We start from the raw sequence: 12,476 nt of genomic DNA, 5'->3' as shown, positions 1-12,476 counted from the left end.
TCTTTTCCTACCTTTCATCAACCCAAGGAGAGGCTATGGACCTGCAGACAGATTCCCCCACTTCCCAAAATGCCTATGCATCCATTTTCGGCGAAACCGGCATTGAAGAATTCAAAGCATGTATCCGCCACCATCTAGTCAGCTTTCAAGGACGTGATCCGGACATGGCAGGAAAACAGGATGTGTGCAGGGCACTTTCCTATGCCCTGCGCGATATGCTCATGGAAAAATGGTTTACCACTCAAAAAACGGTCTATGCCCAAAATAAAAAAAGGGTCTATTACCTGTCACTGGAATTTCTAGTGGGCCGCTCACTTGGCAACGCAATCATCAACATGGGGCTTTTGGGTCAGGTATCCGAAGCTTTGGAACAACTGGGATACAACCTGGAAGAGCTGCGTGAATACGAAGAAGATGCAGCATTGGGTAACGGTGGTCTGGGACGCCTTGCCTCATGTTTTATGGATTCCATAGCCACCATGAAGATTCCTGCCTATGGTTATGGCATCCTGTATGACTTTGGTCTGTTTAACCAAACCATTGTCGACGGCTACCAGCTTGAAGCACCTGATAGCTGGATGCGCCTCGGCTCCCCCTGGATTTACGAGCGAACCTCGTTCATGTATCCTATTCATTTTTATGGAAGGGTCAGTAGCGGGACTGACGCAGAAGGCAACTACCGTCCACAGTGGGTGGATACCGAAGTAATCATGGCCATGGCCTGTGATATGCTGGTCCCAGGGTTCAACAACGACCATGTGATCAACATGCGCCTGTGGAAAGCCAAGGCATCCAGGGAACTTGACCTTAGCTTTTTCAATGCCGGCGACTATATCAACGCAGTAGAAAATAAAGTCCGCTCTGAAACCATTTCCAAGGTGCTCTACCCATCAGACGAAATCCGGGAAGGCCAGGAATTGCGTCTTAAGCAACAATACTTTTTTGTCGCCGCCACCTTCCATGACATTCTCCGCAGGTATCGCAAAGAAAATAGAACATTTACCGATTTCCCCAACCAGGTTGCGGTACAGCTCAATGACACCCACCCGGCTATAGCCATCCCCGAACTGATGAGGATCCTGCTTGATGATGAGAGACTGGGCTGGGTCGAGGCATGGGATATCTGCGTAAAAACTTTTGCCTACACCAATCACACCCTTACGCCGGAGGCACTTGAGACATGGACAGTAGAAATGCTTTCCCGGGTATTACCGCGGCACATGGAAATCATCTATGAAATTAACCGTAGATTTTTAGAAGAAGTCAATGAACGCTACCCCGGCAACATGCGCAAACTTACGGAAATGTCAATCATCGACGAAAATCAGCCCAAAAGGGTCAGGATGGCCAACCTGGCAATTATCGGTAGCCATTCGACAAATGGAGTAGCCGCCCTCCATACAGAGTTATTGAAGAAGCACCTCTTTCACAATTTCCATGAAATGTATCCCAATCGGATCAACTCAAAAACAAACGGGATAACACCCCGCAGGTGGTTGCTGAAATGTAACCCCGAACTGTCCTCTTTTATCAGCGACAAAATAAGCTATAATTGGGTAACCGACCTTGACCAGCTCCGTATGCTGGAGAAGTATCACACGGACAAAGAGTTTTGCCATCAATGGCGGCAAATTAAGCTAAACAACAAAAAGCGACTAGCAGCCTTGATCCAAAAACGCTCAGGTATAGTGGTAGATCCGCGTTCCATGTTTGACATCCAGGTCAAACGTATACATGAATATAAACGGCAACTCCTTAATGTGCTCCATATTATTGAAATCTATCAGCGGTTGCTCACCACTCCTGATGCCAATATTCAACCAAGGACATTTATTTTTGCGGGCAAGGCTGCTCCGTCCTATCACCGAGCCAAACTCATCATCAAACTGATTAACTCAGTAGGCGAAGTCATAAACAATGACCCACGGGTGGAAGACCGACTCAAGGTTGTTTTTATTCCCAATTATAATGTCTCTCTTGCTGAAATAATTATCCCTGCAGCAGATCTTTCCGAACAGATATCCACTGCAGGTACAGAGGCATCTGGTACCGGAAACATGAAATTCGCCTTAAATGGAGCACTGACCATCGGCACTCTGGATGGGGCTAATATTGAAATAAGGGAAGAAGTAGGCGAAGAGAATATCTTTATTTTCGGAATGACAGCCGAAGAGGCTGAATATGAGAAGAAATGTAAATCCAGAAAGCCTTACCAGATTTACGAACAAAACCCGGTGGTCAGCAAGATTATTGATGCCCTTGCAAAAGGCGTCTTCAGCCATGGGGACGTCAACCTTTTTCGTCCCCTGATCAACGACCTGCTCAATGAAAATGACAAATACCACCTGCTGCTGGACCTTGAATCTTACCTGGAGTGTCAGCGGACGGTCAATGACTGCTTTATTGATACAGATGAGTGGACTCGCAGATCGATCCTCAATGTAGCTCGGGTCGGTAAATTCTCCAGTGATAGAACAATCAAGGAATATGCTGAGGAGATATGGGGAGTTGAGGTAGATAACTGATATACGGTGTGGCCTTGACCGCTGTGCTATCCATGAAACAGCGGTCAAGACTGACAGCTGATAAAACATTTTCGATAATATCGTAGTTCTTCTATGGATTCTTTTATATCTGCCAGGGCCAAGTGTTCATGACGTTTTTTCATCCCCTGTGCCAACTCAGGAGACCATCTGCGAGCCAATTCCTTGATGGTTGAAACATCAATATTTCGATAATGGAAATAGGCTTCCAACTCCGGCATAAATCGACCGAGAAACCTACGATCATGGCAAATAGAGTTACCGCACATGGGCGACTTACCTTCCGGCACCCATTGGTAAAGGTTGGCAAGGGTAAGAAGCTCTGCCTCTCGATAATTGATGGTACTTTGCCGGACCCGGTCGATGAGCCCTGACTGAGTATGATGCGAAACATTCCATTCATCCATACCTGCCAATATATCCTCTTCATGGTGAATGGCTAAGACCGGCCCTTCCGAGAGAATTTCAAGGTCGGAATCAGTGATAATTGACGCCACTTCAATAATGTGATCGGTAAAAGGATCGCAACCGGTCATCTCCAGGTCAATCCATATCAGGTGGGTATCGTTTTGCATTTTCCCTTCCCCCCTTTTTTTAGCATTCCTCGCTGCTAAACAAGGTTTACCGGTTGCCCGGTGGCCGCCAACACGCTGGACCATAATCGCCCATTGGGATCAACTCTTTTCCGCCCTTTGGTCGCAAGCGGAATAGGCACATGGGTAAAGCGGCTGTTCCAGTGCCCAATAAGTACATTGGTCATCCCCGCCATCCCGGCATGAACGGCATAATGCCCAAGCTGTAAACAGAAGGCACTATCATATGCGGAGGCGGGCGTGGAACGGATCATATAGCTGGGATCAATATATTTCAGAGTCATATCCATTCCCACTTTCTTGAAATACTCTTTAATCCGATCTCGCAGAAGCAGGCCGATATCCCCCAGTTTGCAGTTACCTGATGCATCCTCGCCCCGATCTCCACAAAAAAGATTTTGTCCGGCCCCTTCGCCAACCACAATCACAGCATGCCCACGTAGGCGAAGCCTACGTTCAAGTGCTTCCAGCAAAACTTCCATTTCAAAAGGGACCTCGGGGATGAGACAAAAATTAACCTCATTGTTGGCCAAGGCTGCCGCAGCAGCAATAAAGCCTGATTCACGTCCCATCAGTTTAACCAGTCCCACCCCGTTTCGCGCGCCGACAGCCTCAACATGGGCGGTATAGGTTGAATGGCGAGATTCCGCCACTGCGGTTTCATAACCAAAAGAAAAATCCACATGGCAGATATCATTGTCTATGGTTTTCGGGATACCGATCACCGAAATATGAAGCCCCCGTCGCGAAATTTCTTCCGCTATGGCCGCTGCGCCGCGCAGGGTTCCATCTCCGCCGATGGTGAAAAGAATCCCTATGTTCAGCTGGACCAACGTATCCACAATAACCCCAACATCCTGGGGACCACGGGACGACCCTAAAACACTTCCTCCCTTCAGGTGAATCCCTTCCACCAAATCAGGAGTCAACTCAAGCGGAGTATGGTAATATGTCGGGTTTAACCCTTCATACCCATAGCGAAAGCCAAACACCTTTTTCACATTATAATGATAATGCAGGCTCAAGACGATGGCTCTTATCACATCGTTAAGCCCAGGACAAAGGCCACCGCAGGTGACAATACCGCAGGAAAGTGTTGCAGGATCAAAAAAAATTTTTTCCCGTGGACCTGCCACTTGGAAGGAAGGTGGAACCGACCCTTCCTCTACATAGGGTTGCAGGTCCTGGTACTGGTTATGATACAAAACTGATTCTGCAACATCGGTAAAAATGACACCTTGCATGGGAGAATGGAAACGGCATTCCCCAAGTTGCTGAACAATCAAATCATCTGCTTGCATACTTCCATTCTCCATCCGAGCTGTTGAACTACAGGGCTCCAACCAAAAGACTACCTCCAATGGTAATGCCCACTCCAGTGTCAGGTCTTTTTGTAAATCAAGTCCTTATTCTTTATGGTATTCCTCATGTAAGAGATGCGCAAACTGTTTTTCGACCAATAGCCTTACCCTGTGCAAATTGCTCTGGCAAAGGCAGAATAAATATGGCAGAAAGAGAGGCGGCCTCAATGAACAAACCATATATGCATGGAGCTAGAGCACCAATCTTTATAATGAGAAACAGAGAATGAATACCTCCAAGGTTACCCCTCAATATGATGTCATCATCGTCGGTGCCGGTCCAGCAGGGCTCTTCGCCGCTTACTACCTTTGCGAACATTCCTCACTCCGGGTGTTGGTCATTGAAAAAGGGAAACCACCCCTGCAGCGAAAATGCCCCATTGGTGATAAAGGCTGTATCAAGTGCCAACCGTGTAATATTCTTTGTGGTATAGGTGGAGCAGGACTTTTTTCAGACGGCAAGCTCAACTTCATCCATAAACTTGGAAAAACCGACCTGACACAATTTCTCTCAACCTCTGATGCCTGTGCATTGATCGACGAGACAGAAAAAATTTTCAACCTTTTCGGTATGGACGGCCAGGTTTTCCCCACTGATCGTGAAGCAGCCTACTCTATCCGTAAAGAGGCCAGAAAATGCGGCATCGACCTCTTGATCATCAAACAAAAACACCTTGGCAGCGACAATCTTCCCCGTCATATAGATGGAATGCGACAATATATTGCCGATAAAGGGGTCACCCTTCATCATTCCGAAGTAGTTGAAGATGTTATTGTAACCGAAAACAAGGTTACCGGAGTCATTACCCAAAAAGGGACCTACAAGGCACCACACGTCATCCTTGCTCCTGGAAGAGTTGGTGCAGAATGGGTTGCAGGAGTTGTCAGACGCCACAATATAGATGTTTCCCAACGCGGCATTGAAGTGGGAGTAAGGGTTGAAGTACATAATGAGATCATGCAGGATCTCTGCTCCATTATTTATGATCCGACCTTCTTTATTCGCACTGCCAAGTATGATGATCAGACTCGGACCTTTTGTACCAATTTTGGAGGGTATGTTGCGTTGGAAAACTACCAGGACTTTGTCTGTGTCAACGGCCATGCGCTAATGGACCGTAAATCAGAAAATTCCAACTTTGCCTTTCTCTCCAAAGTTGTTCTCACAGACCCGGTTGAAGATAACCAGGCCTACGGTGAATCCATTGGGAAGCTGGCCACCCTCATAGGCGGGGGCAAGCCGATTTTACAGCGGTTTGGTGATCTAAAAAGAGGCAGACGATCCACCTGGAACCGAATCCACAATAGCTACATTGAACCTACTCTCACCAATGTTGTTTGCGGCGATATTGCCATGGCCTTGCCGGAAAGGATCCTCACCAACCTGGTGGATGGCTTGCAGCAGCTCAACCAGATTGTACCGGGAGTGGCAAATGACGAGACTCTGCTCTATGCACCGGAAATAAAATTTTTTGCAACCCAGGTTGCAACTGACAATAACCTGGAAACAGCAGTGGAGGGATTATTTGTTGCCGGCGACGGCCCTGGCGTGGCCGGCAATATTGTTTCAGCCACGGCCACAGCCCTTATCCCCTCAAAAGAAATTATTCGCAGAACCACTGAGTAGCTTTATACCAACTATCAATACCAACTATCCAACAAACAAGGAAAATATGAACGTCAGTGAAGGGAAATCCGTTACCGTCCACTATGTGCTTAAATTGGAGAACGGCAGGGTGTATGAAAGTACCCTGGAAGAAGATCCGCTTGTTTACACCCACGGCCAAGGCGAAATAATTAAAGGGATGGAAAAAGAGCTTACCGGAATGTCGATAGGCCAACAGAAAACCTTTATTGTGGAACCCGAAGAGGGATACGGCGAAGTTACACTTGATGCGTTGCTTGAGGTCCCGCGTGAACATGTCCCAATGGAAGCACGGATGGTGGGAGAAAAAATAACAGCGGTCGGTCCCAAAGGCCAGAAGGTGGAAGGCTTTGTATATGAGGATAAAAGAAAAACATTGGTCATTGACTTCAATCATCCACTGGCAGGCATGACACTCTATTTTGAAGTTTCAGTGGTTGACATTCAGGAACCTGAACCGGCGTAAAACCTCCCTCATGGTCCCTCTGCAGTAACATCAACCTACGCAGCGGGACCCCTCCCCCCTCCACCAGATACAACAGCCTCCGGCTATCGGCTTTTGGCTAATCGTTTTCCGGCGATCATCAGTAAGATACGGAGAAAAGTCTTTCGGTTTCGATACTTTTCAAACATTGCTGTGCTACGATTATAGTAGTTGACCGGAATTTCTATCATCCGCTTGCGGTCATTTAATATCTCCACCGCCATCTCAGCAAGCAACTCAGGTCCGTTGCCCTCCAATTTGTCTTTGAGATCATCATAGCACGACCGCCACATTGCCCGGAATGTACAACCAACATCTGAAATTCTCACTTCGCGCCGCCACCAGAGCATCTCTATCAATTTAGCTAGCAGGATATTAGCAATCCTGACCAATCCCCGCATATCTGAGCCCTGCTCGATCAACTGCCTGGTGGTTCTAGTACCGACCACCATATCGGCCTCTTTGATGTACTGCAGCAATTTGCAGATATCGTGCTCTGGAAAGGTGTAGTCAGCTTCAGCCATGACAATGATATCTCCGGTAACACGATCCAGTGCATACCGCATTTTTTCGCCATACAATACGATATCCTGCGGACAACGGATAACCTCTGCCCCACAGGACCTGATCTTTTTCTCTACGGAATTGACAAACGGCACCACCACATAAACAGTATCAATCGAGCGGTTTCGCCGATAACGATTGATGGTAAAATCAATATTTTCCTCAACACCTTCGGAGTAAAGAAGCAGGGTAATATGATTTTCGTCAAAGGTGATATTGCGCTCATAATAGCGAGCAAGATTAAGACTATCCCGATCATTGATATTGACGTAGGTCCCCTTAATTTCAAAACAAAGGACACCTGGCTCCTTGCTGCATAACGAGTCAAGGAAGGTCACAAATTCAACATATCCATCGGCGGCCTGGTCAAAGGCATCGGCCAGAAGAGGGAAAAAATCAGGAGTTAAAATAAAAGTTCCCAACCCCAATAGGTTATTTTCCAGCACTTGGGGCTTTTCCACCAGGTTCAGCACCCTGCCGCCCTCTTTATGAACCGAGTAGTTGCGCTTAATGAGCTTGGTATCATCAGCATCCATTACCGTACAGGTGGCAAGCGCATGTTCATAATCGATATCGAGCAGTTCTGCGTGATTGGAACCGACATAGCATTCATCACTCAACATAACGCAACAGGGACGATTGAGATCGCGTCCTGCGAGCAGGATTGACCAGCCCAAGCCCTTATCGAGTTCGCTATTGTCGATATAATGCAGCGTAACTCCCAGCCACGAGCCATCCTTGAAGTAATCTTTGATCACCCCGGAAAGGTAGCCGACAGTCATATAAATTTCATCTATCCCGAGCTGATCCCGCATCAGACAGATGATCCTCTCCAGGTTGGGTTTACCATTAACCTGAAGCATTCCTTTTGGAACAAGACTCGTGTAGGGACGCGCACGTACCCCTTTTCCTGCTGCTGGTATCAGTCCTACAAGTTTACTCATGTCCTCACCTGGATAAAAAATAATAGACAGTGAGATAGAGATACTTCAAGGTCTCGGAAAGGTGTTGCATTTTCGCTTCTCCCGTATGGCGAGGCGTGAATTCAACACCAATCTCTTTGATGGTAATCTTTCTGCGTGCAAAGGCGACGCCGAGCTCCAACACATGCTCAAATCCTTTACGAGATAATTGCACTTCATACAGGGCTGAGCGGTTAAACGCCTTGCATCCTGTGTAGAGATCAGTCACTTTCTGGTCAAAAAGCAGGTTAAACAGCCATGATATAAGTTGATTGCCCAAACGTTTGGTCAGGGGCATAAACCGGTTTCGTCCACCCAAAAAGCGACTGGTATAGACTACCTCGGTACGGTCAAGCTGTTCTATAAGATCAGGAATGGCCTCTGGCGGATACTCACAGTCAGCATCGATAATAACGATCTTTTCATTGTCCGAATTTGCTATTCCATCCAGCAGCGACCCGCCATACCCTTCATTGGTAGCATGACGAATCAGGGTAACATGATCAAAAGACGAAATAATGTCCACAGACCTGTCAGTCGAGGCATTATCTACATAAATGAGGTTCAGAGGGAGGGCCAAGGCTGTCACCCGACGGTGAAACTCCGGAAGTATTTCCGCTTCGTTAAAGACGGGTACAATAACATCTGTATATTTAACGGTCTCTTTTTGCATCATATAGTGTTTTAAATAGTCGTGGTTCCTCTAAAGGATTCTTTCTCAAAAAAAGCCATCCTAGCGACAACTGCTCCCCCATACAACGAAATTCGCCCCTTTCTGAAAAAGCTTCCTCTAATAATTAAAGTCACACTGAAAAAGTGCATCAAACAAGCAGTATACAGGACGAATTAAGTTTTTTGGCAAGGACCTTGACTTCAATGATTTCCGAACCCTAAAAAAAAAGCTGCATACCAGATTACCAGTATGCAGCTTTCAATTACTTATAAACAGATATTACAATCAGTCTTCAACCACATCAATGCCTTCCAGCTTCCAGTCTTCAGTTCGCTCCGGCCTGGCCCATGTCCATTTTTCTGCAAACTTCACGGGTTCAGTCATGCTTCCTTCAACCAGGTCGCCGGTTTTATCATCCACTGTATAATCAAGCAAATTGGCAGTGAACAAGACGGTAATAAAATCTTCATTTCCTTGCTTGCCGGCATCTATTACTTCTACTTTCCTGACAGCAATGCTCTCCAGCTTATTGATATGGCCTTTGGCCTTCATCTCTGCAAAATGCTTTTCATACTCTTCCGCCAACTGTTTTCCCAACAGATGACTGTAGCTGGCAAGATCACGCCGCATCCAGCCTGCCTGGATTTTAAAAAATACATCTGAGGCTATTTCCACAAAATATTTTTCATCAAATCCCGGATCAGTGGTTCGGATCTCCGCAATTCCGTCCTCAAGAGTGTTGGCCTCCCGAATGGGCGGCACTGGTGGAGCAGAACTTTTGGCCTGGTCGGAAAAAGCACCACCGGAAAAGGTATTTTTATCGAATGGCGGTGGTTTATACCCTGCGGATGAAGAACCTGTCGGTCTGGAGACAAACCGCTTATACAAAAAGTAACCGGCAACACCTAATAACAGCAGCGGCAGGATTCCCATACCGCTACCGCCCATGCCAAACATGCTACCAAGCAAAAGACCGCCAAGGGCACCACCCAATAATCCTCCGGCAAGACCTCTGCCAAAACCGGACTTCTGGCCCTGCTGAGCCTGTTTTGTTTGAGCCGGTGATTTATACGTTTTTTGAGGGGTCGAGCGACTAAAGCTCCTTCCGCCAAATTTGGAACGGGCATCGGCATAATCTGTCGTGATTCCTGCCTCACAGAACATTACTGCAAAGAGAATCAGAAAAAATGGTGCCAGTTTACTCAAGTGTGTCATCATAATTATTTTTCCAGCAATGTTTTTTTGTTGCCCAGCCATTAAAAAAGGTGGGATTTAGAGTTTGAGTGTTTACAGTATCTCCTAGTGAGATGCAACAAACATAATGCCTTTTTACCGTGGGTCAAGGTACTGTCCGCAGCAACTGATGGTGACGCCTGATACACCAACAACACTTCCAATGTATTCTACAGTTCAGAAAGATAACATACCAGACCTGGTAGATATAGCTACCGGCTCACCCCAACAGCTTAACACATTTTCCCTTGTTCTCACCGCTATAGATATCGATCATTCCATTGACTCGGTCAATCGGTCAATTCAAGTCAACAGGGACCAGGCCCACACGGCTCAATTACAGCTAAATAAATACACAGAAGAAAACAAAAACTGGCCTCCCTTGCCTGAGCAAGTATGGCAACCACCTTTTTTTTATCCGCAAACGACCATCCTGCTGATGGGTCTGCTTGCAGTTTTTTACTGGCATACAGGGGGATGGTATCCTGATAATCCCTGGTTTGAAACCGGTGCCATTGACAGCCGGAAAATTCTCTTTGAAAACCAGTGGTGGCGGTTGGTGACGGCCTTAACCCTGCATGCTGATATCGTGCACCTGGTGGGCAATTGTCTGATTGGAGCTAACATTATCCTTCTGCTTAGTCGTGCCGTCGGCTATGGCCTTTGCTGGTTCATGGTGCTCATGGCCGGCGCTGTCGGGAACTGGATCAATATCGTGGTCCGCGACCAACCGCACCTATCCGTCGGTTTTTCCACTGCTGTATTTGCCGCCATCGGTATTTTGGCAGGCATCAGACTTCGATCCGGGCAAAAAACCTCTCTTAAACACTATCTTCTTCCTTTAGGAGCAGGGGCCGCTTTGCTCGCCTTACTGGGCAGTTCCGGCCCGTCCACGGATATAGGCGCCCACTTTTTCGGTTTTCTCAGTGGTATCCTTACAGGCGTAGTATGCAATCGTCAAAAACTGGTCAGAACGGCAGCCACCAACCAGGTGCAATATCTACTCATGCTTGGCTCGCTTTTGTTTCTTCTGGTATGCTGGGGAACTGCTTGGAGCCACCATTAGCACCTCCTTAACCTGCAAGTGAGTGTACACAGGGTTTCTTTCTCCTGTTTTATGATGATTCAGGATTGACGTCAGGTACCAATGTGCATACATTAAATTGCGTTTATTAAAAATTCAGCAGAAAGTGATGGTCACCCTCTCTTTTGCACGTCTACAAATTGCTGCAGAAGTACAGGGTTGCCCATCCATTATCCTCCTGCCGCCAACCTGAATAACCAGAGGTACATCCATGCCAATGAACGAACAACCACCCTGGGGACAAAAAAAGCGCCCCTCTTCACCGGAAGATTTTCTTGCTGCGCTTATCCGCAAAATAAGAGAATCTTTTACCAACCAACAAAAGCCAACCGGACAAGGTGACGACGAAGGGAAACCACCGACCGAAGGACCTGGAATGTTTGCCGGAATGGGGAAGGTGGTAATGATTGTTGCTGCTGTTTTCCTGTTTCAAGTTATCTACTCTTCCTTTTACACTATTCAGCCGGGCGAAGTAGGGGTTATGCTCAGGTTTGGTCAGTATTCGCGGACAACCGACCCGGGACTGCACTTTAAAATTCCGTTTATTGAACAGTTGTATAAAGTAAATGTGGAAGCAGTGCGAAAAGAGGAATTTGGTTTTCGCACCAGGACTCCCGGTAAAACAAGCAATTTTAACCGAAGCGGTTTCGATATGGAGGCCTTGATGTTGACCGGCGACAAAAACGTCATTGAGGTCGCCTGGATCGTCCAATATATAGTCAGCGACCCGGTGAAGTATCTGTTCAAGGTTCGCAATGTTTCCCAGGCAGTGCGCGATGCCTCGGAAATGGTTACCCGCAGGATTGTCGGCAACATGGATTTTGACTACGTACTAAGTAACCGTGAAATTCTTGCTGCAGATGCAAAAAAAGAACTGCAGGGAGAACTTGACAACCTGGAATGCGGCGTGAAAATTGGTACTCTGCAGCTTCAGGATATTAACCCACCGGAAAAGGTAAAACCTGCCTTTAATGAGGTTAACATTGCCGATCAGGACATGAAACGTTTGGTCAATGAGGCAGAGGAAACTTACAATCGGGTTATCCCCAAAGCGCGTGGTAGTGCAAAACAAACCGTTGAAGAAGCACGTGGATATGCTATTGAGCGGACCAACCGCGCGATAGGAGAAACCAACAGGTTCAATGCTATTTTAAAAGAATACCAAGGGGCACAAGAAGTAACAAGGCAACGCATGTACTTGGAAGCGATGCAGGAAATCCTTCCCCATGTTGAACAAGTTTACGTGATGGATAAAAACAACCAGGCAGTGATTCCATTTCTGGACCTGACGGGAAAAAGGCAGAAACAGAGTTCCCCAACCCCCCAGTAACAAC

Annotated in this window: 10 protein-coding genes; 5 read left to right on the top strand and 5 right to left on the bottom strand. The window is 46.9% G+C overall.

Features of this window, described 5'->3' with window-relative positions:
• The first annotated feature begins 35 nt into the window (after window positions 1–35).
• On the top strand, window positions 36–2,525 hold the full coding sequence (locus JWH17_RS14865) for a glycogen/starch/alpha-glucan phosphorylase (protein ID WP_205223420.1): 2,490 nt from the start codon (window positions 36–38) through the stop codon (window positions 2,523–2,525).
• Window positions 2,526–2,569: 44 nt separating this feature from the next.
• Here the strand turns inward: JWH17_RS14865 and orn are convergent, their stop codons facing one another.
• Both orn and JWH17_RS14855 read right to left on the bottom strand, forming a co-directional pair.
• Window positions 2,570–3,118 carry an oligoribonuclease gene (gene orn / locus JWH17_RS14860; protein ID WP_205223419.1) on the bottom strand — a complete coding sequence of 183 codons (549 nt, stop codon included), beginning with the start codon at window positions 3,116–3,118 and terminating at the stop codon, window positions 2,570–2,572.
• Between the two features lie 35 nt (window positions 3,119–3,153).
• Complete coding sequence (locus JWH17_RS14855) at window positions 3,154–4,437, bottom strand: ATP-dependent 6-phosphofructokinase (RefSeq protein ID WP_205223418.1); 1,284 nt, start codon at window positions 4,435–4,437, stop codon at window positions 3,154–3,156.
• Window positions 4,438–4,723: 286 nt separating this feature from the next.
• On the opposite strand from JWH17_RS14855, the gene JWH17_RS14850 reads away from it, so the two are divergent.
• A complete protein-coding gene (locus tag JWH17_RS14850; RefSeq protein WP_205223417.1) occupies window positions 4,724–6,124 on the top strand; it encodes an NAD(P)/FAD-dependent oxidoreductase in 1,401 nt (466 codons plus the stop codon).
• Window positions 6,125–6,170: 46 nt separating this feature from the next.
• Window positions 6,171–6,608 carry an FKBP-type peptidyl-prolyl cis-trans isomerase gene (locus tag JWH17_RS14845; protein ID WP_205223416.1) on the top strand — a complete coding sequence of 146 codons (438 nt, stop codon included), beginning with the start codon at window positions 6,171–6,173 and terminating at the stop codon, window positions 6,606–6,608.
• An 83-nt stretch (window positions 6,609–6,691) separates the two neighbouring features.
• Here the strand turns inward: JWH17_RS14845 and JWH17_RS14840 are convergent, their stop codons facing one another.
• From JWH17_RS14840 to JWH17_RS14830, 3 genes are all read right to left on the bottom strand, one after another.
• Entirely contained in the window at window positions 6,692–8,134 is a 1,443-nt protein-coding gene (locus JWH17_RS14840; RefSeq protein WP_205223415.1) for a sugar phosphate nucleotidyltransferase, read from the bottom strand.
• 4 nt (window positions 8,135–8,138) lie between these two features.
• A complete protein-coding gene (locus tag JWH17_RS14835; protein WP_205223414.1) occupies window positions 8,139–8,828 on the bottom strand; it encodes a glycosyltransferase family 2 protein in 690 nt (229 codons plus the stop codon).
• Between the two features lie 282 nt (window positions 8,829–9,110).
• Window positions 9,111–10,043, bottom strand: a complete 933-nt coding sequence (locus JWH17_RS14830; RefSeq protein WP_205223413.1) for a Tim44 domain-containing protein — start codon at window positions 10,041–10,043, stop codon at window positions 9,111–9,113.
• A 145-nt stretch (window positions 10,044–10,188) separates the two neighbouring features.
• Here JWH17_RS14830 and JWH17_RS14825 point away from each other — a divergent pair, with 145 nt between their 5' ends.
• Together JWH17_RS14825 and hflK are read left to right on the top strand one after the other, a co-directional pair.
• Complete coding sequence (locus JWH17_RS14825) at window positions 10,189–11,124, top strand: rhomboid family intramembrane serine protease (protein ID WP_205223412.1); 936 nt, start codon at window positions 10,189–10,191, stop codon at window positions 11,122–11,124.
• 229 nt (window positions 11,125–11,353) lie between these two features.
• Window positions 11,354–12,472, top strand: coding sequence for an FtsH protease activity modulator HflK (gene hflK, locus JWH17_RS14820; RefSeq protein WP_205223411.1), 1,119 nt, complete (start codon window positions 11,354–11,356; stop codon window positions 12,470–12,472).
• Window positions 12,473–12,476: the final 4 nt, after the last annotated feature.

The organism is Desulfogranum marinum (assembly GCF_016918565.1).
Taxonomy (GTDB): Bacteria; Desulfobacterota; Desulfobulbia; order Desulfobulbales; family Desulfobulbaceae; genus Desulfogranum; species Desulfogranum marinum.
Note: the sequence above shows the minus strand (reverse complement) of the source record. Positions and strands in the feature narration are given on the sequence as shown.